Consider the following 23,951-nt stretch of genomic DNA (forward strand, 5'->3'; position numbering starts at 1 on the left):
CCGTGCTACGGCGCCTCGTCGGCCGTGACCGCGGCGTCGTCCCGCGCGGCCTCGGCGCCGGTCGCCATACCCTGCACGAACCGCACGATCTCGCCGGCGACCTCCCACGGCGCGGTGTGCTGCACGAGGTGCGGATGCCCGGGGATCTCCGACGTCCGGGCGAGCGGCGCGCGCCGTTGCAGGCGTGCGCACCACGCCGGTCCCGCGATCGGATCCCGCCCGCCGCGGAGGATCAGCAGCGGGCGGGGGAGCAGCAGGACGCGCTCCTCGATGGGGTAGCTGAGCATGTGGCGCAGCTGGCTGCTGTACCAGCGGGGTCCGCAACGCAGGTATTCCGTGAGGACGCGCGCGTACGCGGACGGCGGCTCCCGCAGGCAGTCGAGTGCCAACGCCCGCGCCTGAGCGCCGGCCGTACGGTGCCGGTCGTCGACGACCGGCCCGATCGCGACGACGTGCGAGACGAGATCGGGCCGCTGCACACCGAGCTCGACGACCCACTGCGTGCCCATGGAGTCGCCGACGGCGACCAGCCGGCCGGCACCGAGCCCGCCGGCACCGAGCCGGTCGGCACCGAGCCGGTCGGCACCGAGCCGGTCCAGCGCCTGTCCGAGCAGCCGGGACATCTCCGGCACGTCCGGCGACCACGGCGGGCGGGGGAGCCCGCCGAATCCGGGCAGGTCGACGGTATGCACCGTGTGCTCCGCCGCAAGGACGCCGTGCAGCCGCGAGAACAGCCGGTGGGAGATGCCGATCCCGTGCACGAGCAGGAAGGCGACCGAGGATTCCGGGTGGAGGGAGGAGAACACCCGGAACCTCTGGCCCTGCAGGTCCACGTCGCGCACGGTCGGCATGGACCGATCATGGCGGCGCGGCGGACGCCGGTCGACGGGGTGGACGTGCGGCCCGTGAGGCGATAGCACCCCGACGTGCTCAGGTTGCCGCCCCGGCGGGGCGCGGGCACTCTACGCTCAGAAGATGGGCATGCTCGCTCGACCGCTGGTGGCGCTGCGCCGCATCCGCATCCTGCCGCGCTGGGTGCGCCGCATGGATGCGCGCGCCGCCGCGGCGATCAACGGCCACCGGCACCTGCCCTCGCTCGACCGCGCTCTGGCACGCCTTTCCCACCTCGCCGACCGCAGCGGGCTGTGGATCGCCCTGTCGGTCGTGCTGTATCTCAGCGGCGGCAGGCGCCGGAGGGCGGCGGTACGGGGCGTCGGCTCGCTCGTGGTCGGCAGCGCGATCGCGAACCTCATCGGCAAGCGGATCTTCGGGGGAGACCGGCCGCTGCTCAAGGACGTCCCGGTGCCGCGGAGGCTGAAGCGGATGCCGACGTCGGCGTCCTTCCCGTCGGGGCATTCCGCCTCGGCCGCGGCCTTCGTCACCGGCGTCGCCCTGGAGTCGCCGCCCAGCGGCGCCGTCCTGGCGCCGCTGGGCGCGGCGGTGGCCTACTCGCGGCTGCACACCGGGGCGCACTGGCTCTCGGACGTGATCGGGGGAGTGGCGCTCGGCTCGGCCGTCGCGGTCGGCGGACGGATGCTCGTGCCGGCGCCGCCTCGTGTCGACACCGAGCCCTCGGCGCCGGAGATCGCGCTGCCCGCCCTCGCCCGCTGCGGCCGGACCCGGTCGACTTCCTGTCGGCGGAGGCGCCCGCCGCCCGCGTCCACGTGCTGGAGGAGGGGGACGACATCGCCGCGCTCGTCCGCGACGCCGTCGCGTCCTCCTCACCGCCCCGCGTCCTCGGCGTGTGGGGCGGTGACGGTTCGGTGGCGGCGGTGGCGGATGCCGCGCGTCGCGTGGGCCTGCCGCTGCTCGTGCTTCCGGGCGGCACGTTCAACCATTTCGCGCGCACGGCCGGGGTGCCCACGATCGAGGACGGGATCGAGGCGCTGCGGACGGGATCGAGGCGCTGCGGGCGGGATCCGGTCGGCGGGTGGATGTCGCCGAGCTCACCATCGACGGGCAGCAGCCGCTCACGGTGCTGAATGCGGCACCGTCGGCGTGTATCCCGACTTCGTCGCCGAGCGGGAGGCGATGGAGAACCATCTCGGCAAGCCCGTCGCGGCGCTGATCGCCGCGATCAAGGTGCTGGCGGGGGCCGACACGATCGATGTGCGCGTCGACGGCCGGACGGCGAAGGTATGGTCGGTGGCGGTCGCGGCGGGGGAGAACTCCTCGGTGTCGATGGTGCCGCTGCAGCGCCGGCGCCTCGACGACGCGGTGCTCGACGTGCGCGTCCTGCACGCTCGCGGTCGGATGCCGCGCCTGCGAGGACTCGTCGCCCTGGCCTTCGGCGTCCGGGCATCCGCCGTGCTCGATCGCGTGCCCTGGCGCGCCCGCCTGGCCACGATCGAGGCGTACAGCACTGTGCAGCCGTCCCGTATCCCGGCCATGACGATTCAGGATGGTGCAGAGGCCGCGCCGACGTCGACGGACGTCTACGCGGTCGTGTACGTCCCCACGTCGGTCGGGGAGTACACGATCGAGCTGCGCCGCGACGACCCCTCCGCTGCGTGGGGTGTGACGCGCTTCCAGCCCTCGAACTGATCCAGGAGAGGACAACGGTGTCTGTCTACGACCACGACGTCATCACCCGCGCTCGGATCGTTCGGGAGCGCCTGGCGCAGCTGCGGGTGCATCAGACGAAGGAGCGGCAGCGCCTCCACGCGCTCGCCCTGCAAGAACTCCTCGACGCGGGGTATTCGACGCGAGAGGCCGGCGAACTGCTCGGCCTATCCCGCACGTACTTGCACCGCGTCGCTACGGGGCCGGTGGAGCCGCCCGAGGAGCGCCCCGAGTTCGAGGAGATCGACGCCGCGGTGGACCAATATGTGCTCGGCTGATCCACGATCAGCGGATTGGAGGATTCACACAGCGCCACGACCAGCTGCTCGGCTGTGACCTTCCGACAAGATGCCGGCGGAGCTCACGCAGCGAAACCCACAAAGTGCCCTCCTCGCGATCGCGGGGAGGGCACTGGGGTTTGTAGGGTGCGGACAGGGCGGGGTCAGCGGTCCAGACCGCGCCCGCGATCGCGCCTCTTGGCGACGTCGTGCGCGATGGTCGTTGCCTCGGCGTCCTTGGCGCTGCGGGCGGCGAGATCGCCGCGCGTGCGCTTGGGACCGTGGTCGACGTCGACGCCCCACCAGCGCGCATGATCCTTGCTCGTCGACCTACCGGACGATGCAGCGGGGATCTGGGCGGCCGCCACGCTTTCCCGAGCTGCGGTGCGCTGGGCCGGCTCGTGCGTGTGCCGGATGATCTCGCCGGATGCGGCCGCCAGGCGCCGCATCGTCTCGTGGAGATCTTCGGCCACGTGGGGGAGGCGTGAGACTCGGGCGGCCGCCAGAACGAACTCACGCACCCACGCGCGGCCGTCGCGACTGGTCATCGCGGAGGCGCTGCGGCCGGCCTCGATCGCGCGGCGCGCATCGGCGGCCGCGGTCTGGGCGACGTCGGTCGTCACGGTGCGGTCGTAGAGGACGCGCTGCGTGCGCGTGGTGACCGTGATCCGGTCGACGAGCCCACGGGCCACCAGCTGCTCCACGGTGACGGGCATGGCCTCGTAGGCGGCCTCGTGCGCCGCTGAGGGCGTCCACCGGTTCTGATCGTTGCCGGCGGCCTCCCCGAGGTAGCGGCTCACGGTGCCGAGGGCGGAGACGGCGCCAGGGACGGCGAGCACGTGCGCCTCGACTCGATAGCCCTGCGCACGGAACGCGGCCGCGGTGGACTCGACCACCGGCAGCTGTCGCATCGTCGTCTCCAGGATGACGCTGCGGCGTTCGGCGCGGAGGTAGTCGGCGGCCATGCCGACCCACGCGCCGGAGGCCTGCGCGGTGACGTGCGGCATCGCGAGCGGGTCGGTGCGCATCAGATCCCGATAGTCGGGATGGAATCTCCGGAAGTCGTCACCGATGACGGGAACCGCACCGGGCCGCTCGCTGTGCACGTCCGCGATCGCGCGGGACTTGCCCGCTCCTGGCTGGGCGCCGACGAACACCACGGAGGGGTGCAGCTCGGCGGCGCCGGCTGCGGTCAGCGTGGGCGCAATGTCGCGATCGAAGATCTCGCGCAGCTCGTCCGCGCTGAGATCGTCCCTCCAGCTCACGCAGTCGCGCGCAGCTCGCGCAGGCGCGACCGGTACTCGTCGGTCTTCGCCTTGATCGTCGCCAGGTCGGAACCGCGCACGCTGTTCACGTCCTGCCACAGGGCGACGTCAGCGGCCTTCGCCGCCTCGCGCTCCGTCGCGGTCGCCGCGTGACGAGAGAGCCAGACGTACTCGCCGCCAAGCTCGGTCGCGGTCTCGCGCATGATGTCGTAGACCATCGGGTCGAAATCCACGATCTCGGGGGCGACTGCCGTCTTAGTCATGAGATCCCCTTCCGTCTACTTCTCCAGCATACGTGGTGTCCCTTCTCAGCGATCCTGACATCTCGTGAGACGCGAGACCCGCAGGATCATGCGGGTGCTCGGTATGTATCGAGCGCGAGTATGTCTCATCGAAGATGACAGTGTCCAACGTGGGCTGATGTGTTCGGTGGAGCCGATCGACAGCCGGCAGCGCGATGACCGAGGCGTTGACCTCGTGCTCCTGGACAGGGCACCCGGCTGTGAGAGCATGATGACATGGCCCGAGTCGCTTCACCTGTCGCCGCCCTGGTCGGCTCGCGGATCGTCGCGAGGCGCAACGAGCTGGGCATGACCGCTGCGGAGCTGAGCCGCCGCTCGGGCGTGAGCGCGGCGAATATCAGCTTCTACGAGAACGGCCGCTCGCTCATGAACATCGGCTCGCTGCTGCGCATCGCGGCCGCGCTCGAGATCGACCCGAGCGTGTTGCTCGACGGCGTTCAGCTCGCCGTGGCCGAGCAGCAGCAGGAGGCCTGACCGAGGCGGGTCACTCGCGCTCGGCCTGTTCCTCTGTGGGGGCGAGACGGAGCGCCAGCCCCAGAGCGTCTGCGACCTTGGAGAGAGTCGCTGTGCTCACGTCCTCGCCGGCCTCGATCCGAGCGATGGACGGTCGCGAGACGTGAGCTGCTTCCGCAAGGTCGTTCTGAGACCACCGACGAGCGTTGCGAGCTTCGCGGATGCGGTGAGCGATCTCCGGCATGGACCTGTCAGGGCTTGGCATCGGCAGCCTTCTGATCTGTTGTCGCGACCGCGTCGATCTGAGCGAGGAAAGCGTCAGGATCGGTACCGACAGGGGCTGTGTAGAGTTTTCCCCCGGTGCCGATCGTGCGGTTCGGTCGCGCGAGAAGGCGGACGTCGAAAGCGTCGCTGCGCACAGCGACGAGACCGCGCGCATGCCACTTGCGCATGATCTGCAACAGGGCGACGACGATGCGTGCCAGGTTCATGACGAGGTAGGACGCAGCCAGGTATCGGTCGTCCAGGTCATGATCGCCGACACGCTCGGTCACATCGGTGTCGCCGTGGCCGAAGTCGCAGTAGAGCCACGCATCGGCAAGCTTCGTATCGGGAATCATCGCGCCCAGATCGCCGTCGACCGAACCACGTTGCATCGAGAACCCGAGCGTCGCGCCCGACTTCGGATCGAGCTGCTTCCACTGCGACCTGGCGTTCGAGAACACTTCCGCGTACTCGGGATCGGGGTGCTCGGTCGACGACTGCAGTTCGACTTCGAGTGCAGCAAGCACCTTCTCGAGGTACAGGTCGTCACGTTCCATCATGAACGGACGGCAGCGCGCGGCGAGAGACTCGAACGCCTCTTCGGGCGGGAGATCGGCGTGTAGAGAGAAGGATCCGTCAGCAGCAGGGCGGAGAGACAGTCCGCCCGCCATCCAGCGAGGTACAGGCAGATCGCGGTTCGTGAGCAACGAGTGGGTCTCGACACGGCGCGCGCGGAAGACAAACCACTCCAGGGTGCGCGCACGAAGCGTGTCGTCGCACATCTTGCGCTGCCACTCCTTGGTGGAGAACTTCTTCTTGGCCATGTCAGATGACGCCTCTCAGCCAGCTCGGACCTTCGGTACGGACGCGGAATCCCGACCCGTCAGGACATCGGCTTCACGTGCGACTCGATGAAGTCGATCTCGGCCTGGTCGAGGCCGTACTTCGCGTACAGCTGCTGGTCGATCTCGGGGATCGACTTGCTCCAGTCGATATCCGATGCCTCCGTGAAGTCCTGGAGTGGGACGTGCTTCCAGACCTTCGCCGGGTTGTGCTGTGTGATCTTCAGGATGCCGAGCATGGCGCGAGCAAACTTCGTCTTCACGTATTTGAGACACGCCTTAGCGTCAGCCTCGTCATCAAACGCCCCGATCGTGATGAAACTCTGGGTGACTGCAACTTCGGGCCCGATCACATCGGGCGAAGACAGGGATTCCCCCAGAGCGCCAGAGCCGTTGGCGGCCGGGAGCGCCACCTTGAACTTGTCGAAGCTCTTAGGGCCACGGAGATAGTCCCGACGGATCCAGCGGGAGAACCGCTTGTTCTTCACGAGCCCCAGGACCTGGCCGTATTCGTGACCGTCGTCGGGCATTGTTTCGAAGTACAGGAACGGCAGCTGTTCGAAGGTGTTGGTACTCACACGGTACTGAGCGTCCGACGACATGAGGCCTGAAGCCTGGGGGTTCTCGTTGTGCATGAGTTCCGTATAGGCATATGCGCGCCCGCTCGACACTGACGGCGCAATCGATGCATCGTGAGCAGCGTTGACCTTGTGCATGATCTCGTTGAGCTCGGGGTAGCTGGTGAACGTGTCGATCGGCTCGTCGTCACGCTCTTCGTCCCAGTAGGTAACTGCGATCCCACCCTTGATGTCGGTCCCCGGAAACAGATCGTTGCTGTTGGGCACGTAGTACGGAACGCTCAGGTGGCGGTCCGCGAGCATCTTCTCGTTCCACGCCTTCGGGGTGAACCCGGCGTTGAAGAGGAAGCGGGCCGGTGTGATGAGCACGGCCTTGCTGGCGACCTCGTACGCCGCGTCCATGAACTGGTGGTAGACCGGCGTGTCACGAGTACCTTCGCCCTGCGCCTCCTCCTGGTAGGGAGGGTTGCCGATCACGACATCGAACTTCTTACCCATGATCAGTTGCCTTCCGTCAGCATGTCGTCGATCGTCTGGGCGCGCTGTTCGCTGGTCATCTTCGCGAGGTTGCCGACCCTGAAGTGGCCGGACTCCTTGAGCCAGCGCTTGCGCTCGGGCACCCCGCCGGAGACCGCCTCGAGACTGATCTCGTGGAGGATCTTGTTGTGGCTCATCTCGAACAGCTGCGAGGTGAGGATGTGCTTGAGCCGCTCGCCCTGATCCGGGATCCGATCGGCCAGGCCGGTGTCGAGACGCCGCACGAGCTCCATGAGGAACAGACCGGCGGTAGAGAACAGGTCGGCGAAGGTCTTCTCGGGATCCGTGAAGATGCCGGGGTTCTCGGTCTCGAGGATGTCGACCATCTGCTTGACGACCGGCTGCGGCGTGAAGACGAGCGAGGTCTTCTGCTGCGGGATGTAGGCGAAGATGTTCTCCGTCTGCGCGTCGTCGAAGTAGTCGGCGAGGGCTTCCTTCTTGTCGAGGAACTCCTGGATCGACTGGTCGAACACGGCCTCGTCGAAGAGGCCGGGGATCTTCGTGACCGTACCGTCCGCCTCGGTGACCTCCTGGCCGTCGCGCAGCACGCGGAACTCCGCCACGCTGATGCCGGTGATCTCCTCGAACACGTCGTCGGGTGGGTAGTTGTCGAAGTTCGCCAGACGGATGTTCCGGTCGCTGTAGGCCATGAGGAACATCGGGATTGTGCGGGCGAAGCCGCGCAGGTGCGAGCGCGCGTCGTCCATGGTCTGGTCGGCGCGCTTCTGCTCCTTCTTCTTCTCCTCGCGCTCGACGATGGCCTGGGTCATCGACTCGGTCGTCTCCATGAGAATCTTGGCGACGTTCTCGTGGAAGGCCCTCTCCTGCTCGGCCTTCTTCACGGCGATCACAGCAGCGTCGGCCTCGGTGGCGGCTTCGGCCAGCTCGTCGGCGAGGTGCTTCGAGGCGATCTCGTGCTCGACGCGCGCACGTTCGTACCTGCGCACGACCTCAGCCTCGGTGGCCTTCTCGTCGCGCTCGACCTGCTTCTTCGTCAGCCCGTACTCGGCCTGGAGCTTGTCACGGGTCTCGCGCGTCTTCTCTGTGGCAAGCTTCGCGAGCTTCCTCGCCACCTCGGCCGCAGGAGCCTGGGGGTCCGTCGTCGGGATCTCCTCGACGCTCCACACCGGTACGCCGAGCTCGGCGACCTTGGGGTTGATGACCGTCTCGAGGTCGACCTCGGCGTTGCCGTCCCGATCGACGTTCGGCAGCGGCTCGGGCAGGTCGAGCTCCTTCTTCTTGAGCTTGCCCTGCTCAGCGGTCGGGAGTTTGTCGAGGATCTTCTTCACGTGCTCGGAGTAGCGGAAGATCCCGGCGACGTTCGCGAACAGCAGGTTCGACAGGAACCCGCGGCGCACGACCTCGCGGGCCTTGAACACCTTCGGGAAGGTGAGCACCTGGGAGGCGTCGAGCTCGACCATCCGCCCCTCGGCGTCCTCACCGATGACGGGGAAGAAGTTCAGCAGGGTGCGGATGTTCTGCTGGCGCACGGCGGTGTCACCCGAGGGGTTCGGGTGAAGGTTGTTCGCGAACTCGTCGAAGATCGTGAGGGTGCGCTCGGGAGCGAAGTCGAAGATGTAGGCGTTCTTCTTCTGGAGCACCTTGCCGTCGCGCTCGAAGGTGCACGGGTTCTGCGCCCGGAACGCCGCCTGCATGTAAAGGGCCGGCGAGGTCACGTTGGAGAGCATGACGACCGCTGTCCACTCGGGGACGGTCACGCCCGTGGTGAGCTGGCCGACCGAGAGGGTGATCGTCTTTCCTCCGGTCTTCTCGGCCTCGGCGATGGCCTCGCGGACCTTCGTCAGGGACGCCTTCGAGACCTCGAGGTTGCTGTCGTCCTCGGTGCTGCGCCCGTCACCGGCGGCCAGGACGACGGTGTACTCCTTGAACACCGGGTGCTTCTTCAGCATCCGCTGCAGGGCCTTCGCCGAGGCCACGCGGTCGAGCAGCCAGAACGAGTGCCGGATCTCGTCGCGCAGCTCCGGGGTCGAGAACGGGTACTTCTCGTTCACGGACAGCCGGTTGAGGAAGGCCTGCACGTCGGCCTCGTGCTCGAAGTACCCGTTGTCCTTCGTGCGGAAGAACTCACCGAGATCGAAGGCGTAGTCGATGTTCGCGTCGTCCTCGGCGATCGCCACGCCCTCGGCCAGACGGTCGCTGATCATCCGGGAGACCTGATAGGTGAACAGGTTCAGCGTGGGGAGAGCCTCGTAGGGGTTATCCTGGCTCGGGTCGTCCCACTCCGCACGCGCGGTCTGCTCGTCCGCGTAGGTCCAGTTGAAGATCTGGTCCTGGTCGAAACGGCCCGACGCGAGCGCCTTGAACGGCGTGCCGGACAGGTGCAGCGTCCACTTGCGGGTGATCTGGTCGAAGGCGACGTCGGTCTTCGTCGTGTCGACACCCTCGTGCGCCTCGTCGATGACGAGCAGGTCCCAGTCGAACTGCGCGATGTGCTTGAGCTTGTCGAAGCTCCCGCCGAAGTACGTCGAGCCCTTGAGGTCCTGCAGCGAGAGGAACTCGACGATGCGCGGATCCTGGTCGATCTGTTCCCGCGAGTAGGAGAGCCACTGCTGCCTCGTCATCGTCGGGCGGCCGTTGAGCGACGGTGACTCGGAGACGAACCGGTAGGTCGTCTGGTGCCCGATGAAGCGCAGGAAGTCGTCGAGCCACGAGTGCGCGATCGCCGGTCGGTTCGTCACGATCAGCACGCGGCGCGCGTCGAGCTTGCGCATGAGGTCGTAGGTCGTGAGGGTCTTGCCGAAGCGCGGCTTCGCGTTCCACAGCACCTCGGCCTTGCCGCCCTGGAACGCCCCGAGCGCCTGAGAGACGGCCGCCTTCTGCTCGGGGCGCAGCTCGTAGTCCTGCTCGATGCCCGAGAGGTCGATCTCGAAGCTGCCCGAGGCGAAGTCGAAGAAGTACTGCTTCGAGGTCTTCGGAGCGCCTTCGAAGCGGTGCCACTCGGTCCGCGTGGTGCGGCCCCCGGGCCCGGAGACGTGTTCGCGCTCGATGCCCTGCTGCTTGAGGAAGGCGTGGAAGTCGTGGTCGGTGAACCGCCCGCCGTCGGGCGTCATGTATGTGGCCTTGAACACCCACTCGATCTTCTTGTCGATCGACAGCTGCGAGGCCTGCTGGGCGATGCGTGCTTGTGCGCCGCCGGCCTGCTCGGTGTAGCCGATCTTCTCCCAGCCGGCGTACTTGGGCAGGTCGGGCGTGCTCCACGAGTAGATCTGCGGGGTGATCTCCCGGAACGTGCTGATTGTGGGGTTAGGCATCTGCGTTCGCTTTCTTGTGAACGTGGTGGACCGGGCACGGCTCGTAGGAGGCGTACACGGTGAAGTCGAAGGCCCCGTCCTCGCGCAGCGAGTTGAAGGTGAACGGCTCTCTCCTGACCAGCGAAGGGTCGTCCGACTGGCGGGTCCACCAGGAGAACTCGATCTCGTCGCCGTCGGGCGTCTTGCCCGTCAGGGTGTTGCCTCGCAGGATGTTGGTCTTGACGAGGAACAGCGCCGCGCGGTAGAGGTCGGTTCGCGGCGAGCACGGCGTGCCGTGCGAGGCGTGGAACTTCACGAACTCGCTCACCAGCGCAGCCTGCGCGTCCTGGTGGTTGTCTTCGAGCAGCTCGATCGCGTAGATCGACGCGAGCGCGAACAGCGACTCTCGGGGCCAGGTCGAAGGATCTAGCCGCTCCTCGATCGCAGCGAGCTTGCGTTGCAGGATCGCGACGAGGAAGTTGCCGTCACCTGCAGCGGGCTCGAGAAAGGTCTTGTCGACGAACCCGTCTCCGCTCTCGAGGTCCTCGCTGACCAGGTCGAGCATCTGATCGACCATCGAGCGCGGCGTGAACACCTCGCCGTAGGTCTTGACGCGGTGCCGCGACTTCACGAAGAGGCGGTCAGCGTCAGGGTTGCTCATAGCGATCTTCCGTCGGTAGGAGGTGAACGAGACGGGTGCGCCACCCGGCAAGGGGAGAGCACCCCTCGCAGGTGCCTCGGGCGTGACGAAGGTGCCGTCGATGCTGCGCGGCTCGAACGCGGGCGCAGTGACCGGCGGAGCCGTCGCGAGTGCGGTCGGGGTCATGGAACCTCTTCGTCAGGGGTGGCGAGTCGTGTGCTTGTATCAGAAACCTTACATCGTGCGCGCCTGCCTGTCAGGCATATGTACCTCCCAGAACGTGTTTATCGGGTACCTCGGACATTCCTGCGTCGCCGCCCGGCGGGTCTTCCCCCGTCACGATCTTCACCAGCGGTACCAGGTCGGATAGGCAGCAGGAGAACGGCGGGCGACCGCCGACCATCGCTCCATGCTGTCGGGTGTGCGACGTGGCCCAGCAGGTTCCGCTTCGCCACGACAGACGGCAAGCTCGGTGCGGCTGAGCTTCTCGAGGATCTGCATGCGTTGCAGGCCGGGGACGTCGCCGTACCAGCGGTCCCAGAGGTTGCCGTCGAGCTCTTCGGAGAGCCGCGCGTCGATGTCGTTGTCATCGCTCTCCGGCTCGAGACCGAGCTCGGCGTGCAGCTTCTCGCGTAGCCGTGTATGAGCGGGCGCTGCGAGCTCGCGGCGCAAGAAGGCGCGGACGTGAGCGGTGCCTGCGGCGAGTCCTACGGGGCCGCACTCGACCAGTCGCAAGAAGTCCTCGGAGGCCAGCAGCAGCATGCCGCTCACGAGGACGGGCAGGTCGGCCATCTGCCGCGCGAGCGAGACTTCAGTGCGCGCGGTGCGGTCGCCACGGTCCTGCCAGCCATAGAGCATGCCGCGCAGGAAGCGCGCCTCGGGGGACGAGATCGTGAGCTCGGAGAGGCGCATCGTGCCGCCGAGCATCCGCCCGGCGTGCAGCAGATCCGGGAACGCAGCGACGTCGATGTCATGACCGTCAGCGCACCAGCGCCGGTGCCGGACGCAGACGGGGCTGCGCGCGTCGAGCACCTCGACCACCTCGCCGTGGCTGCACCGCCGGCACAGGAACGTCGCACCGGCGTGGCCATGGCCGCGTCCGCACAGCGCGAGCCGCTCGACGCAGTGCGCGCTGCATGTCCACCGTCTCGATGCTCCTATGGATGTCAAGTGGTGAGGGCGGTGTAGATCTCGCGGGCGATGAGGCGTTTGAGGCAGCGGATGATGTCCTTCTTCGAGAGGCCCTCGGTGGTGCGTCGGGCGGCGTAAGCGCGGGTTCTGGGATCCCAGCGGAGCCGGCAGAGCACGATGCGGTAGAGCGCGGCGTTCGCGTGGCGGTCGCCGCCGCGGTTGAGGCGGTGTCGGTGGGTTTTGCCTGATGAGGCGGGGATGGGCGCGACGCCGCAGAGCATCGCGAATGCGGCTTCGGAACGGAGCCGGCCGGGGTTCTCGCCAGCGGTGACGAGCAGTTGCCCGGCGACATCGGCGCCGACCCCGTTGAGGGCGAGCAGCCGCGGGTTGATGTCCGCGACGAGAGGGTCGATGAGTGCGTCGAGTTCGGCGATCTCGGCGGTCAGCGACTGGTGGCGGCGTGCGAGAGCGCGCAGCGCGATCTTCGATGCCTGCTCGGGTTCGTCGGCGCGTGTGGTGTCGGGACGTGCAGCGGCACATACCTCGATCAGCTCCCGGTCTGACAGCCCCCGCAACCGTTCGCGGAGCGCGTCGGGTGCGGTGACGATGATCGCCTTCATCCGGCGTTGACAGTCGGCGCGCTGGGTCACGGCGCTGCGCCTGGCGATCCGCAGATTGCGGAGCGCTTCCACCTTCCCTGCTCGGTCCTTCGGGATCCCCGATCGTGTGCCTGCCAACGCTGCCCGGGCGGCAGCTTCCGCGTCCAGCGGGTCGGACTTACCGGCAAAGCGCCGCGACTTCCGGTCCGGTCGGTCCACTTCCCGCAGCTCGACACCCGCAGCGCGCAGGTGACGGGCAAGACCGGCACCGTATGCGCCGGTGCCCTCGATCCCCGCGATCACGAGCACACCGAACGCACACGCCCAACTCAGCAACGCGGCATAACCGGAACGATTCGCGGGGAACTGCGCGCTCCCGAGCAGCCGGCCGGTGGTGTCGATGACCGCCGCGGTGTGGGAATCGCCATGCGTGTCGATACCCGCCACGATCATGACCTGGTCCTGCTGCTCTTCTCGTGCGATGGTGGTCATCGCCGTCCCTTCCTCTCAACTCTCCGATCGGACGGCACGCACCATCCGAGAGCGAGCGGACAAGACAGTGATGGGTGCCTGCTGGCACAGGCTCCTATGAGGTCACAACCCTCGCACGGTGAGTGCATGGCAGCCCCGCAGCGATCGAACGACAGATCGCGTTCAAGACCCGTAGTCAGTCAGTCGCTGAGTCAGGACAACCGCTGCGGGGCTCCCACCACCATCATCACTGTCAGTTGCGGATGATCGCGGGGCTCGAGACCGCCGAGGCGGCACAGCACGTCTGGGACTCGGGAGAAGATGCCGTTCGAGACCCTGCGGGAACGCGGGTCGGCGCGCTCGACGAGATGCCACAGTTCTGCCCAGGACAGCCCGTTGCGACGGCACAGCCGGATGGCGTAGCTGTCCGGCGTCTCGCGAGGGAAGGGAGGGACCGGCACCGGCAGCGCACGGAGCACGGTCACCTGCTCCCGACGAGCTGTGCCCCTGCACCGAGCGCCTTTGCCGCCTGCGTGAGCGATCGCTGATCGAGCTTCTCGGTCTCCGACTCGATCGCCCGGATGGCAGCCAGCTGCAGGGTGTCCTTGAGCAGCCCGATCTCGCCGCCGGAAAGGGCGTGGAGCTCACGCGCGACGTCGAGGATCTTGCCCTGCGGCTGCTCGAGCAGGCACATGGAGTCCTCGAGAGCGAGCAGCAGGTCGCCCCAGTCGGCGCGCTCGTCCTTGCGGCCGATCCGGTACGGCTCGGCGTGGTGGAGAGCGAAGCGCTTGCGGATCTGGCCCTCTCGGGAACCCGAGAGCAGCCCGGTGTCCTCGACAGCGATCCCGGCGTAGACGAAGGTGCCGCCGCAACGCTCGGAGAGCTGCTTGAGCATGTCGGATGCCTCGACGTTCTGCCGGTAGCGCAGGTCGAGGTGGTGGACGTCGTCCACGAGGACGAGCTCCGTGCCGCACTCCCGCAGGGCGTGGGCGACCATCTCGACCAGCCGCCCGTAGGTCGCACCCTTGGGGCTCGGCAGCGCGAGGAACCGCGTGAACTCGTGCAGGAGCTCCTTGGCCGTGCACTGGGCAGGGACGGCGACGTAGACGACGGGGATCTTCCCCGGCGCACCCGCCGGGTGCCCTGTCGTACGGCGGCGCAGCTCGTGCTCCTTGCCGATCTGCATGAGGGTGGTGGTCTTGCCCTGACCCGGCTCGCCCGAGAGGATCACGCCGAGCTTGCCGACGGTGCGGTGGGCGTTGATGAGCATGCGCTCGTGCACGGCGCGCTTGACCTCGCGCAGCTGCGGTGTGTTGATGAACGCCCCGGCCTGGGAGTACCGGATCCGCGCGTCGTTGTAGGCCGCGCGCTCTTCGGCCATCAGGGCCGAGAACTGCGCGAGCGAGAGGCGTTCGGGACGTTCCACCCGTGCGTCGACGAGCGCGCGCCAGCCTTCCTTGCTACCGATCTCCATGTTGCACGCTCCAGTCCTCGCTGTGGATGTCCACGTCGTCGGTGTCGTCGTCGGCCACGAACGTGAAACCGCCCCGGTGCGGCCATGCTTCGCCGGTGTCGCTGCCCGTATCGGTGCCGGCATCGCTGTTGTCCGTGGTCGTCGTCGCTGGGCGCGGCAGCTCGGGTGCCGGCAGGACCTCCGGCCAGGTGGTCTCGAGCAAGCTGGTCGGGTTCATCGGGTCGGCGGCGACGGCCTTGACGCGCGCTGCCTGACGAGGGCTCACGACAGCGTTGCCGGCGGCGGCGAAGCGCTTCATCGTCGTCGTCAGCTCGGCGGCCTCGGCACGTACCTGCCCGTCGTCGGCGCGGTAGGCGTCGCGGGCATGACGCCACACGTCGCCGAGCATCGGGGCGTCGAGCCCACGGTTGGTCCATGCCAGCGGGACGTACTCGTCGCCGAGGTCGAGCCAGACGGTGTAGAGATTGTAGGGGTCGACGCGCACCGGCCAGCGGCCGTCCTGAAGCTTGGACGGCGAGTGCCGACGGCGGAACTCGGCCAGCCGCGCGGAGTCGTAGACCCGGTGGTTGATCGTCACGCCGTAGCGGTTGATGCGCCGGTGCATCAACCGGCAGCAGCCCGATGAAGTCGTCACGTGTGAGCGGTACGTGCAGCTCGGGTGCGACCTGACGGAACGCCCGGCACATCTCGTTGGGCGAGAGTGTGATCGTCGGGTGAAGCGGGTCGCGGAGGCTGTCGTGGCTGCGGTTCTGCCACTCGACGGCGATCCAGTCCTCGAGCAGCTCCTGCATCTGCGCGATGGTGAGCAGCGTCGCCGACTGTGCCTCGACGTCCTTGCCGCGGTACTCGACGCTACGGCCGACGTAGCCGCGCACATGCTGCAGGAACAGGGAGGCGATCGACTCGAAGGTGCGCTCGACGTGCGGCTTGTCGGTCGGGGTGTGCGGAGCCGAGGTGATGAGCGAGATGCCGAGCGTCTGGCAGGCCGAACGGAAGTGGGCGGACAGGTAGTTCTTGCCCCGGTCGGTCGTGATCGTCTCAGGGAAGATGAACGGCTGAGCGTCCCGCAGACGCTCGTAGCGCTCCTGTTCGACCAGTGCCTCTTCGGCCCACGCGGTCGAGATCAGCCGTCGGGTCTCCCGTGCACCCTCGGGGCGACGGGCGTAGGGCACGAGCGCACGCGCGAGCACGACGACGAGGTCCATGCTCTTGGTCGACTCCGGGCGCAGCACCGCCGCGAGCACCGATCGGGTGGCGACGTCGACCATGATCGTCAGGTCGGGCCGGCCGATGGTCTGGTCGTCGATCCGGACCATGACGTCCAGCGGCGTCGAGTCGATCTGCACCTGCTCGCCAGGCCGCAGGGCGATCCGGCCGACGAAATCGCGCCCCGGCTGAAGCGAGAGCGTCTCGCGGGTCTTGGCGGAGCCGAAGGAGTGGCGGCCACGGTCCTCGGCGTCGATCAGCCGGTAGAGCGTGGAGCGGCTCGGCACCGCCACCTCGTCGCCGTAGCGGTCGCGCACCCGCCGGGAGATGTCCGCGATGAGGACCGCGCGGCTGACGGTGGAGCTCTTCGCGCGAGACGCGAGCACCTCGCCGAGGACCTCGACGACACGCGGATCGACGGAGCTCGTCGTCGCGCGTGACCGGCGCTTGTCGAGCAGACCTGCGATGCCCTCCTCGCGGTAGAGCGCGAGCTTGCGGAAGATCGTGCTCCGGCCCACGGTGCGGCCGAGCGCCCGTTGGAGCGTGGCCTGCTCTCGGGAGACTCGCACCTCGACGGGGTCAGCGTCGTCTGTACCGACGATTCGCTCAAGCGAGGCCTGCCACACAGAGACCTCACGGGGGAGCGCGTCATCGGTCGACGCGTCTATCGGCACCATTGCTCTCGAAGGCGTCGCCGGGCTCCCCGTGCGATTGAGCTCCTCGAGCGAGACGCGCAGCTCTGCGCCATCGGCGTCGCGCAGGAGCACCTCGAGCGCCGAGACCGCGATGACGGTGTATGTCGTGCTCGCCCAGGAGATCTGGGTGCCTGCCGTGGCGATCATGCGGACTCCGGGAGCGTCAGGCGCGTACGCAGAGACAGCGGCGTGTCGAGATCAGCGAGCAGATCGCCGTGCCAGATCAGCGCATAGCAGGTGGCGAGGGGGTTCTCGAGGTGATTGAGCGCCCGGGCCACCTCGTCGAGAAGGTGTTCACCGGGCGGCAGTGCCAGGACGGCGCGCGGGTCGTGCCACACCGGGTCGCGATAGCGCATGAGGAACCGCAGGTTCGCGTCGCGCACCGAAGAGACAGGGGAGTACACGCTGTAGCGCAGACCGAGCGCCGTGCACATCCGAGCGGTGCGGTCGAACTGCTCACGTGCGCGACCGTCGATGCGCTCGTGCGGGCGCACGTCGATCACCAGACCCGCACCGTCCGACAGACGTACGAAGAAGTCCGGAGCGTGCCGAGCGCCCAGGCGCGGCCACGAGAGCCACATCGGCTGGCTCGCGATGCCTGCCAGAACGGGCGAGCGGTCGAGCTCGATGAGACAGGTGCGCTCGGCGAGCGACTCGAACGGGACGTGGAGGCCGAGCCGCTGCATCCACTGGTGACCGGAGTAGTGCCGCTTGTGCGGCCAGCTCGGGAAGGACCGCACCGGCGTGCAGCGCTCGAAGGGGACGGCGAAGACGTCCGACGCATCGCGCTCGAGCCGCACACCGTCGAACTCGAACTCCACACGGCAGGCCTCTTCGACGTCGGTCGCTGCAGCGTCCCAGGGGGAGAAGAGGTCCATGACGCGTCCTTCGTGTGAGGCGGCACACGAAGCGTATCACTAGTACTACGTCTGGCGTGTCGGAACTTGCTGAGCGTTCGCCGGGTTCGCTGCTCTCATCTTTCTGAGATCACTGTCATCTTCGATGGGACAGGTCTCAAGTGCGTGAGATTGTCCAAGGTTCGATGACACTGGACACTCGTATCAGGGGAGGACTCTGAGCGCGGAACAATCCTTGAGTACTGACATAATGTGCATTATCGGCTGTTCGTGCCAAGTCGGCCGGAGTTACGCAGCTCTAACGGTTTCATCGACTCGATGTCCACGAACTCGCGCACAAGCTCGTCCCTGCTGACTGCTGAGGAATCCGAATCCGATAACTCGATAGCTTGAGGGCATCCCTGTGATGCCACAAGCTATGGCCCGCGAAGCCGGAAGGAGATGCAATGTCGTCCCTGCTGACCGACCTCTCGCGCGAGCGGCTGGAGTTCCTCCTTCGTTCCCGCTGGCCCGCCCGACGGAAGACACTCGGCGGGACGCCGACGAGCTCGGTGAACCGCGTGCTGAAGGTGCCGAGCGAGGAGAACCCCACCGCGAAGCACACCTCGGTCACGGACAGGTCCCCGCGGCGCAGCAGCGCCATGGCGCGCTCGATGCGCCGCGTCATCAGGTACGAGTAGGGCGACTCGCCGAACGCCTACCGGAACCGGCGGCTGAGATGCCCCGACGACATGTGCACGTCGCGGGCCAGCGACTCGACGTAGGCCAGCCATCGGGCACGCGCCGCCCCCGCTCCCCCATCCCGCCGGTGCCCGGCCTAGACTGAGCACACGCCTCCCAGAAAGGATCCCCGATGTCCGACCTCACCTCGGGAATCGCAAGCTTCGCGCGATCTGTGCGGCTCTTCCTCCTCCTCTCCGGCGTCCTCGCCGCGCTCGCCGGCCTCGTCCTGCTCATCTGGCCGGCCAAATCCGCGGTGATCGTCACCGGCATCGTCGCCGCCTACCTCATCGTCGGCGGCCTGATCTACCTCGGACTGGGCATCTTCTCCCGGCAGGAGGGCGGCTGGGCCCGCATCGGCCACATCCTGCTCGGCCTGCTCTACATCCTCGCCGGCGCGCTCGCCTACGCGAACCTGCCGGCTGCGACGGTCGCGCTCGCCCTGGTGACGGTGATCTTCATCGGCGCGAGCTGGATCGTGGACGGCGTCGTCGCGCTGAGCCTGATGGGCATGGACGGTTCGAAGGCGTGGACGCTGATCTACGCGCTGCTCAGCATCGCGGCGGGCGTCGTCGTGCTGCTCTCGCCGCTGTTCGCGGCCGCGGTGCTGTGGATCTTCCTCGGTGCGGCGCTGCTGGTCCTGGGCGTCACGCAGATCGTGCGCGCCGTGATGATCGGCCGGGCCGCATCCGCGGTCGCCGAGGGCTGACGCGCACGCCGACCGCTGCGGCGCTCACTCCGGGATGAAGTCCGACGTGTCGCCGACGAGCCGGGTGTTGTCCTCGGGCACCGGCTCGACGGCGGCCCGCGCCACCTCCGCGGCGAACTCCGACACGTTGTAGAGCTTGCCCGCCGACTCCCGCCGCGAGGCGATCGCGCCCGGATTGGCACGCTCGAGCAGCGTGGCGGTGATGGTGCCCTCGATCATGTCGCCGGAGACGACGGTGAAGCCGATCCCCTTCTCCGCCAGCGACGGGATGAGCTCGCGCAGCGCGTCCTCACCGGCGCGCTTGGACTTCGCGACCGGCTCGTACTCCGGCATGGTGGGCGTGGTGCGGATGAAGTGCGCCTGGTGGCTGGTCACGAACACCACGCGCGACCCGTCGCCGAGCAGCGGCAGCGCGGCGTTCAGCACCCCGAGCTGGGCGTCGCGGTTGAGCTTCAGCGCGTAGTCCTCGGCCATGCCGGACTCCATGCCGCCGGAGGCGTTCAGGACGAGGATGTCCAGCCGGCCGAACTCCTCGCGCACCGCCTCGAACATGGCGTCGACGGATGCCGGGTCGGTGAGGTCCGCCCCCACGACCAGCACCCGGCGGCCGAGCTCGCGCAGCTGCTGCGCCAGCTTCTCGGCACGCGGAGCCTTGTTGCGGTAGTTGATGACGACGTCGGCGCCGGCCTCGGCGAAGTAGCGCACGGTGTCGGCGCCGATGCCCCGGGACGATCCGGTGACGAGCGCCACCTTGCCCTCGAGGGATCCTGCGGGAAGAACGTCGGTCACAGCTGACTCCTTGTACACGGCCGGATCGCGCGATCGCGCTCCCCCACCCTACCAACGCGGCCGCCCGGGACCCGGATCGTGCCGCGTGATAGGTTGACCGCAGGGAGGGGCGCATGGACGTCATGCAGGTCATCGAGCAGTGGGCGTGGATCGGCTGGCTGGTCCTGATCGCGGTGTTCCTGGTGATCGAGATGCTCAGCCTCGACTTCACCTTCCTGATGCTCTCGCTCGGCAGCGCCGCGGGGCTCGTCAGCGGCGTGGCCGGTCTGCCGCTGTGGGCGCAGCTGATCGTCGCCGCCGCGGCTGCCGCCCTCTTCATCCTCTTCCTGCGTCCGCCGCTGCTGCGGCGGCTGCACCGCGGCGAGGATCCGACCAAGTCCAACGTGGAGGCGCTGATCGGACTGCCCGGCGTCGCGCTGCTGGACATCACCCGGATCACCGGCCAGGTCAAGCTCAGCAACGGCGACACCTGGACCGCGCGCAGCGCGGACGGTGCGCCGATCCCGAAGGGCAGCCGCGTCGCCGTGACCGAGATCAACGGCGCCACCGCCGTCGTGCGCCCCCTGTCCGAATAGGAGAAGCCATGGACGACGCCTCGTTCATCCCCACCGCGATCGGGTGGATCCTCGCCCTCGCGGTCATCATCTTCGTGGTGGTGACCGTCGCACGCTCGATCCGGATCATCCCGCAGGCCACCGCCGGCATCGTGGAGCGGCTGGGCCGCTACCACAAGACGCTCAACCCGGGCCTGAACATCCTGGTGCCGTTCATCGACCGGCTGCGTCCGCTGATCGATATGCGCGAGCAGGTGGTGTCCTTCCCGCCGCAGCCGGTGATCACCGAGGACAACCTCGTCGTCTCGATCGACACGGTCGTGTACTTCCAGGTCACGGACGCCCGTGCCGCGACCTACGAGATCGCCAACTACCTGGGCGCCGTCGAGCAGCTGACCACCACGACGCTGCGCAACGTGGTCGGCGGCCTCAACCTCGAAGAGGCGCTCACCAGCCGCGACAACATCAACGGCCAGCTGCGCGTCGTCCTCGACGAGGCGACCGGGAAGTGGGGCATCCGCGTCTCCCGCGTCGAGCTGAAGGCGATCGACCCGCCCGCCTCGATCCAGGACTCGATGGAGAAGCAGATGCGCGCCGAGCGCGACCGGCGCGCCGCGATCCTCACCGCCGAGGGATCCAAGCAGTCGCAGATCCTCGAGGCGGAGGGGCAGCGGCAGGCCGCGATCCTCAAGGCCGAGGGCGAGAAGCAGGCCGCCGTGCTGCGCGCGCAGGGTGAGGCGGAGGCGATCCAGAACGTGTTCAACGCGATCCACGTCGGACAGCCGGACGACAAGCTCCTCGCCTACCAGTACCTGCAGATGCTGCCGAAGATCAGCGAGAGCCCGTCCAGCAAGATGTGGATCATCCCCAGCGAGCTGACCGAGGCGCTGAAGAACATCGGCACCGCCTTCACTCCGCGCCAGGGCCCGGGCTCGCCCACACCGCCCGGCGCGTGACGCACCCCTACTTCGCCGGCGCACGGCATCCCCGGGTCCTCGCCCACCGCGGGTTCATCTCCGCGGAGGGCGGGGACTCCGGCGTGTGGGAGAACACCGCGGCGGCCGTAGCCGGTGCGCATGCCGTCGGGGCGGAGTTCGTGGAGACCGACTGCCGGGTCACGGCCGACGGGGACGTGGTCCTGTTCCACGACGACACGCTGCGGCGGCTCGCCGGGGACCCGCATCCGGTCTCCCAGGTGCGCACCCGTGACCTCGAGCGGATGCTGGCCCCGCACGGCGGGCTGCTCACCGTCGCCGACGCCCTGGACGCCTTCCCCGACCTCCGGTTCAACATCGATGTGAAGACGGATGCCGCGGCCGCCCCGCTCGGCGCGCTGATCGCCGACCACACCGATCGCGTGCTGGTGACCAGCTTCTCGGATCGCCGGCGCCGGGCGGCGGTGGCATCCGCTCTCCGCGCGGGCGCCGCTCAGCGGCCCGCCGCCTCGGCCGGGCGCACCACCATCGCCGGCCTGCGCGCGGCCTCGGCGATCCGCCTCTCCCCCACGCTGAGCGGGATCGACGCCGTACAGATCCCGGTGCGCCACCGCGGGGTGACCGTGTTCACGCCGGCACTGGTCCGCGCCGCGCATCGCCGGGGCATCGAGGTGCACGTCTGGACCGTCGACGATCCCGACGAGATGCGGCGTCTCGTCGCGGCCGGCGCGGACGGGATCGTCACCGACCGCACGGACCTCGCGCTGCGCACCCTCGGCGGCGGCTGACCTGCCGCCGGGGACGCCGTGCTGGGATTCCCCTGTGAATCCCTCGCTGTTCTCGCGGACGTGGATGAAGCGCACAGACGCGAGCGTTATACCTGACAGCGACGAGAGGACCACACAATGGCAGATCGTAGTCTGCGCGGCATCCGCCTCGGCGCCCAGAGCCTGCAGAGCGAAGAGGGCGTCGTCTTCATGGAGCGCCGTGCCACCACGTACACGTGTCCGGCCTGCGGCCACGACACCACGCTGATGTTCGCCGCCGATGCGGAGGCGCCGCCGACCTGGGAGTGCCGCTCGTGCGGCTCCGAGGCCGTCCTCCAGGTCGACGGAGAGCCGGTCAAGCTCGACGAGGGCGAGGAGAAGGCCGCCCGCACGCACTGGGACATGCTCCTGGAGCGCCGCACCCGTGCGGAGCTGGAGGAGCTCCTCGAGGAGCGCCTCGCCTACATTCGCGCCCGCCGCGGCGCCGGCGACGATCCGACCCGGGAGAAGATCGCCTGATCAGCCCCGGCGACGGGAGACGAGCCCGGCGACGACGAGCGTGACCAGCCCCGCCCACAGCAGCAGTTGCGGGATCCACGGGCCGAGCACGACACCCATGGTGAGGCCGGAGCGCAGCTCGACATCCTCGAGCAGCGCTCCGGCCTCATCCGCGTCCAGGGACGCCACGGTCGTGCCGTCGGGCCGGATGATCTGGCTGGTGCCCACGGTGGAGACGTTCACGACGCTGCGGCCGGTCTCGATCGCCCGCATCCTCGCGAACGCCAGCTGCTGCAGGTTCTCGTCCGTGCCGCGGAAGTCGGCGTTGTTGGTCTGGAAGACCAGCACCTCGGCGCCGTGCTGCACGCCCTCGCGGATCACCTCGTCGTAGATCACGTCGAAGCAGATCGCCAGCCCCACGCCGACGCCGCCCACGCGCACGATCGGGGGGTTGGTGCCGGCGGTGTACTCGCGCTGGAGCAGGCCGATCAGGTCGGGGACGAGGGCGTGGAAGAACGGACGGTCCGGCACGTACTCGCCGAACGGCACCGGATGCCGCTTGTCGTGGCGCTGCGGCGCCTCACCGCCGGCGGTCCACAGGAACGAGGTGTTGAAGATGTTCTCGCCGCGCTCGGTCGCGGTGTTGGCCAGCAGCGGAGCGTCGAAGCGGGTCACGATGCGGGTGAGGCGCCGCGCGGTGCTCTCGTCCTGGAACGGGTCGTAGTCCACGCCGCCCTCCGGCCAGACCAGCAGGTCCACCTCGTCCCCCGCGATCGCGTCGGTCGCCACCGTCTGCGCGTCGATCACGCCGTACGGCTCCCGCTCGTCGAAGTAGCCGGTGCTGCCGTTGCCCTGCACGGCCGCGATCCGCAGCTGCCCGGATGCCGTCGTCGGGAACAGCGGGGTGTACAGCAGCACCAGGACGAGCGCCGCCGGCACGGCCAGGGACACCGGTCGCCGCCAGGCGCCGGTGCGGACCAGCTCGATCGCCAGCGCCGCCGTGGTGACCATCAGGAACCCGAGCCCGGTCACGCCGACCCACGAGGCGACCGGGGCGAGCGGGCTCGCCGACTGGGTCATCCCTATCCGCGCCCACGGGAAGCCGCCGTAGGGCCAGGAACCCAGGAACGTCTCGTGCGCGGTCCACAGCGCTCCGACGAGCGGCGGCAGGATCAGCGCGCGGCGCCGCGGCCACGCCCGCGGGACCCACCGGTACGCCAGCGCGATGGGGACCAGCGCCACGGCGGTGAGGACGGCCTCCGCGCCGGCCAGTCCCGCCCACGGGACGGGACCGAGGAAGCGGGTGGTCCAGGACACCAGCAGCAGGTAGAACGCGGCGCCGTACACCAGCCCCACCAGCAGCGCCCCGCCGACGCTGCGACCGATCAGCGCGACCAGCAGCATCCCGACGGCGGGGAACGCGAGCGGCCAGGCCGCCACCGACGGGAAGGCGAGGTCCATCGTGAAGCCGGCGGCCGCGGCGACGACGATCGCGAGCCACAGAGGCAGCACCGGGCGGGCGCCGGGCATGGCCTGCGGCGTGCGCCGGTCCTCGCTCGTGGCGGTCATGCCGC

General features: G+C 68.6%; 24 protein-coding genes and 3 pseudogenes. 9 read left to right on the forward strand and 18 right to left on the reverse strand.

The annotated features are described in order from the left end of the window. Nucleotides 1-5 precede the first annotated feature (5 nt). Nucleotides 6-851, reverse strand: a complete 846-nt coding sequence (locus JSY13_RS06660; protein WP_259605962.1) for an alpha/beta fold hydrolase — start codon at nucleotides 849-851, stop codon at nucleotides 6-8. Between the two features lie 193 nt (nucleotides 852-1,044). On the opposite strand from JSY13_RS06660, the pseudogene JSY13_RS12675 reads away from it, so the two are divergent. From JSY13_RS12675 to JSY13_RS06670, 3 genes and pseudogenes are all read left to right on the forward strand, one after another. Beyond that, nucleotides 1,045-1,512: pseudogene (locus JSY13_RS12675) on the forward strand (phosphatase PAP2 family protein); the annotation flags it as partial. A gap of 152 nt (nucleotides 1,513-1,664) precedes the next feature. Further along, complete coding sequence (locus JSY13_RS12680; RefSeq protein ID WP_432806450.1) at nucleotides 1,665-1,982, forward strand: diacylglycerol kinase family protein; 318 nt, start codon at nucleotides 1,665-1,667, stop codon at nucleotides 1,980-1,982. A gap of 579 nt (nucleotides 1,983-2,561) precedes the next feature. Further along, nucleotides 2,562-2,840 carry a hypothetical protein gene (locus JSY13_RS06670; RefSeq protein ID WP_259605964.1) on the forward strand — a complete coding sequence of 93 codons (279 nt, stop codon included), beginning with the start codon at nucleotides 2,562-2,564 and terminating at the stop codon, nucleotides 2,838-2,840. Nucleotides 2,841-3,004: 164 nt separating this feature from the next. Here JSY13_RS06670 and JSY13_RS06675 read toward each other — a convergent pair whose 3' ends face one another. Together JSY13_RS06675 and JSY13_RS06680 are read right to left on the reverse strand one after the other, a co-directional pair. Then, nucleotides 3,005-4,105 carry a zeta toxin family protein gene (locus JSY13_RS06675; RefSeq protein WP_259605965.1) on the reverse strand — a complete coding sequence of 367 codons (1,101 nt, stop codon included), beginning with the start codon at nucleotides 4,103-4,105 and terminating at the stop codon, nucleotides 3,005-3,007. Beyond that, nucleotides 4,102-4,368, reverse strand: a complete 267-nt coding sequence (locus tag JSY13_RS06680; protein ID WP_259605966.1) for a hypothetical protein — start codon at nucleotides 4,366-4,368, stop codon at nucleotides 4,102-4,104. Before JSY13_RS06680 ends, JSY13_RS06675 begins: the two co-directional genes overlap by 4 nt. Nucleotides 4,369-4,623: 255 nt before the next feature. Between JSY13_RS06680 and JSY13_RS06685 the strand changes: the two genes are divergently transcribed. Next, nucleotides 4,624-4,881 (forward strand): helix-turn-helix domain-containing protein, encoded by a 258-nt coding sequence (locus tag JSY13_RS06685; protein ID WP_259605967.1) that lies wholly within the window; start codon nucleotides 4,624-4,626, stop codon nucleotides 4,879-4,881. A gap of 10 nt (nucleotides 4,882-4,891) precedes the next feature. On the opposite strand, the gene JSY13_RS06690 is transcribed toward JSY13_RS06685, so the two are convergent. The 13 genes and pseudogenes from JSY13_RS06690 to JSY13_RS06750 form a co-directional block, all read right to left on the reverse strand. After that, entirely contained in the window at nucleotides 4,892-5,125 is a 234-nt protein-coding gene (locus JSY13_RS06690) for a helix-turn-helix transcriptional regulator (protein ID WP_336297673.1), read from the reverse strand. Further along, on the reverse strand, nucleotides 5,112-5,948 hold the full coding sequence (locus JSY13_RS06695; protein ID WP_259605969.1) for a hypothetical protein: 837 nt from the start codon (nucleotides 5,946-5,948) through the stop codon (nucleotides 5,112-5,114). Before JSY13_RS06695 ends, JSY13_RS06690 begins: the two co-directional genes overlap by 14 nt. Nucleotides 5,949-6,007: 59 nt before the next feature. Then, entirely contained in the window at nucleotides 6,008-7,042 is a 1,035-nt protein-coding gene (locus tag JSY13_RS06700) for an Eco57I restriction-modification methylase domain-containing protein (RefSeq protein ID WP_259605970.1), read from the reverse strand. A gap of 2 nt (nucleotides 7,043-7,044) precedes the next feature. Beyond that, nucleotides 7,045-10,353 carry a DEAD/DEAH box helicase gene (locus tag JSY13_RS06705; protein WP_259605971.1) on the reverse strand — a complete coding sequence of 1,103 codons (3,309 nt, stop codon included), beginning with the start codon at nucleotides 10,351-10,353 and terminating at the stop codon, nucleotides 7,045-7,047. Continuing rightward, entirely contained in the window at nucleotides 10,346-10,993 is a 648-nt protein-coding gene (locus JSY13_RS06710) for a hypothetical protein (protein WP_259605972.1), read from the reverse strand. Before JSY13_RS06710 ends, JSY13_RS06705 begins: the two co-directional genes overlap by 8 nt. 324 nt (nucleotides 10,994-11,317) lie before the next feature. Next, nucleotides 11,318-12,013, reverse strand: a complete 696-nt coding sequence (locus JSY13_RS06715) for a hypothetical protein (protein ID WP_259605973.1) — start codon at nucleotides 12,011-12,013, stop codon at nucleotides 11,318-11,320. 125 nt (nucleotides 12,014-12,138) lie between these two features. Further along, on the reverse strand, nucleotides 12,139-13,194 hold the full coding sequence (locus JSY13_RS06720; protein WP_432806392.1) for an IS110 family RNA-guided transposase: 1,056 nt from the start codon (nucleotides 13,192-13,194) through the stop codon (nucleotides 12,139-12,141). Nucleotides 13,195-13,385: 191 nt separating this feature from the next. After that, complete coding sequence (locus tag JSY13_RS06725) at nucleotides 13,386-13,652, reverse strand: TniQ family protein (RefSeq protein ID WP_259605974.1); 267 nt, start codon at nucleotides 13,650-13,652, stop codon at nucleotides 13,386-13,388. A gap of 2 nt (nucleotides 13,653-13,654) precedes the next feature. Then, nucleotides 13,655-14,647 carry an ATP-binding protein gene (locus tag JSY13_RS06730; RefSeq protein WP_259605975.1) on the reverse strand — a complete coding sequence of 331 codons (993 nt, stop codon included), beginning with the start codon at nucleotides 14,645-14,647 and terminating at the stop codon, nucleotides 13,655-13,657. Then, nucleotides 14,634-15,251, reverse strand: a complete 618-nt coding sequence (locus JSY13_RS06735) for a Mu transposase C-terminal domain-containing protein (protein WP_259605976.1) — start codon at nucleotides 15,249-15,251, stop codon at nucleotides 14,634-14,636. The genes JSY13_RS06730 and JSY13_RS06735 overlap by 14 nt, the downstream gene beginning before the upstream one ends. 322 nt (nucleotides 15,252-15,573) lie before the next feature. Continuing rightward, nucleotides 15,574-16,695, reverse strand: a pseudogene (locus tag JSY13_RS12785) (hypothetical protein); the annotation flags it as partial. After that, nucleotides 16,692-17,426, reverse strand: a complete 735-nt coding sequence (locus JSY13_RS06745) for a TnsA-like heteromeric transposase endonuclease subunit (RefSeq protein WP_259605978.1) — start codon at nucleotides 17,424-17,426, stop codon at nucleotides 16,692-16,694. The pseudogene JSY13_RS12785 and the gene JSY13_RS06745, both read right to left, overlap by 4 nt. A 484-nt stretch (nucleotides 17,427-17,910) precedes the next feature. Further along, nucleotides 17,911-18,165: pseudogene (locus JSY13_RS06750) on the reverse strand (helix-turn-helix transcriptional regulator); the annotation flags it as partial. Between the two features lie 93 nt (nucleotides 18,166-18,258). On the opposite strand from JSY13_RS06750, the gene JSY13_RS06755 reads away from it, so the two are divergent. Further along, nucleotides 18,259-18,834 (forward strand): HdeD family acid-resistance protein, encoded by a 576-nt coding sequence (locus tag JSY13_RS06755; protein ID WP_259605979.1) that lies wholly within the window; start codon nucleotides 18,259-18,261, stop codon nucleotides 18,832-18,834. A gap of 24 nt (nucleotides 18,835-18,858) precedes the next feature. Here the strand turns inward: JSY13_RS06755 and JSY13_RS06760 are convergent, their stop codons facing one another. After that, entirely contained in the window at nucleotides 18,859-19,623 is a 765-nt protein-coding gene (locus JSY13_RS06760; protein WP_259605980.1) for an SDR family oxidoreductase, read from the reverse strand. A 113-nt stretch (nucleotides 19,624-19,736) separates the two neighbouring features. Between JSY13_RS06760 and JSY13_RS06765 the strand changes: the two genes are divergently transcribed. The 4 genes from JSY13_RS06765 (at nucleotide 19,737) to JSY13_RS06780 (ending at nucleotide 22,398) form a co-directional block, all read left to right on the forward strand. Next, nucleotides 19,737-20,198 carry an NfeD family protein gene (locus tag JSY13_RS06765; RefSeq protein ID WP_259605981.1) on the forward strand — a complete coding sequence of 154 codons (462 nt, stop codon included), beginning with the start codon at nucleotides 19,737-19,739 and terminating at the stop codon, nucleotides 20,196-20,198. Between the two features lie 8 nt (nucleotides 20,199-20,206). Beyond that, entirely contained in the window at nucleotides 20,207-21,133 is a 927-nt protein-coding gene (locus tag JSY13_RS06770; RefSeq protein ID WP_259605982.1) for an SPFH domain-containing protein, read from the forward strand. Beyond that, nucleotides 21,130-21,900, forward strand: coding sequence for a glycerophosphodiester phosphodiesterase family protein (locus JSY13_RS06775; protein WP_259605983.1), 771 nt, complete (start codon nucleotides 21,130-21,132; stop codon nucleotides 21,898-21,900). Before JSY13_RS06770 ends, JSY13_RS06775 begins: the two co-directional genes overlap by 4 nt. A 117-nt stretch (nucleotides 21,901-22,017) precedes the next feature. Next, nucleotides 22,018-22,398 carry an RNA polymerase-binding protein RbpA gene (locus JSY13_RS06780; protein WP_259605984.1) on the forward strand — a complete coding sequence of 127 codons (381 nt, stop codon included), beginning with the start codon at nucleotides 22,018-22,020 and terminating at the stop codon, nucleotides 22,396-22,398. On the opposite strand, the gene lnt is transcribed toward JSY13_RS06780, so the two are convergent. After that, nucleotides 22,399-23,946 (reverse strand): apolipoprotein N-acyltransferase, encoded by a 1,548-nt coding sequence (gene lnt, locus JSY13_RS06785; protein WP_259605985.1) that lies wholly within the window; start codon nucleotides 23,944-23,946, stop codon nucleotides 22,399-22,401. Nucleotides 23,947-23,951: the final 5 nt, after the last annotated feature.

The sequence above is a fragment of the Microbacterium neungamense genome (assembly GCF_024971095.1).
Lineage (GTDB): Bacteria > Actinomycetota > Actinomycetes > Actinomycetales > Microbacteriaceae > Microbacterium > Microbacterium neungamense.

Coding starts and splice junctions, on each gene's coding strand:
- JSY13_RS06710 (WP_259605972.1), bottom strand. CDS start 10,993: ATGAGCAACCCTGACGCTGACCGCCTCTTCGTGAAGTCGCGGCACCGC.
- JSY13_RS06730 (WP_259605975.1), bottom strand. CDS start 14,647: ATGGAGATCGGTAGCAAGGAAGGCTGGCGCGCGCTCGTCGACGCACGG.
- JSY13_RS06690 (WP_336297673.1), bottom strand. CDS start 5,125: ATGCCAAGCCCTGACAGGTCCATGCCGGAGATCGCTCACCGCATCCGC.
- JSY13_RS06680 (WP_259605966.1), bottom strand. CDS start 4,368: ATGACTAAGACGGCAGTCGCCCCCGAGATCGTGGATTTCGACCCGATG.
- JSY13_RS06755 (WP_259605979.1), top strand. CDS start 18,259: ATGTCCGACCTCACCTCGGGAATCGCAAGCTTCGCGCGATCTGTGCGG.
- JSY13_RS06705 (WP_259605971.1), bottom strand. CDS start 10,353: ATGCCTAACCCCACAATCAGCACGTTCCGGGAGATCACCCCGCAGATC.
- JSY13_RS06685 (WP_259605967.1), top strand. CDS start 4,624: ATGGCCCGAGTCGCTTCACCTGTCGCCGCCCTGGTCGGCTCGCGGATC.
- JSY13_RS06695 (WP_259605969.1), bottom strand. CDS start 5,948: ATGGCCAAGAAGAAGTTCTCCACCAAGGAGTGGCAGCGCAAGATGTGC.
- JSY13_RS06745 (WP_259605978.1), bottom strand. CDS start 17,426: ATGGACCTCTTCTCCCCCTGGGACGCTGCAGCGACCGACGTCGAAGAG.
- JSY13_RS06720 (WP_432806392.1), bottom strand. CDS start 13,194: ATGACCACCATCGCACGAGAAGAGCAGCAGGACCAGGTCATGATCGTG.
- JSY13_RS06735 (WP_259605976.1), bottom strand. CDS start 15,251: ATGCACCGGCGCATCAACCGCTACGGCGTGACGATCAACCACCGGGTC.
- JSY13_RS06770 (WP_259605982.1), top strand. CDS start 20,207: ATGGACGACGCCTCGTTCATCCCCACCGCGATCGGGTGGATCCTCGCC.
- JSY13_RS06780 (WP_259605984.1), top strand. CDS start 22,018: ATGGCAGATCGTAGTCTGCGCGGCATCCGCCTCGGCGCCCAGAGCCTG.
- JSY13_RS06660 (WP_259605962.1), bottom strand. CDS start 851: ATGCCGACCGTGCGCGACGTGGACCTGCAGGGCCAGAGGTTCCGGGTG.
- lnt (WP_259605985.1), bottom strand. CDS start 23,946: ATGACCGCCACGAGCGAGGACCGGCGCACGCCGCAGGCCATGCCCGGC.
- JSY13_RS06765 (WP_259605981.1), top strand. CDS start 19,737: ATGGACGTCATGCAGGTCATCGAGCAGTGGGCGTGGATCGGCTGGCTG.
- JSY13_RS06700 (WP_259605970.1), bottom strand. CDS start 7,042: ATGGGTAAGAAGTTCGATGTCGTGATCGGCAACCCTCCCTACCAGGAG.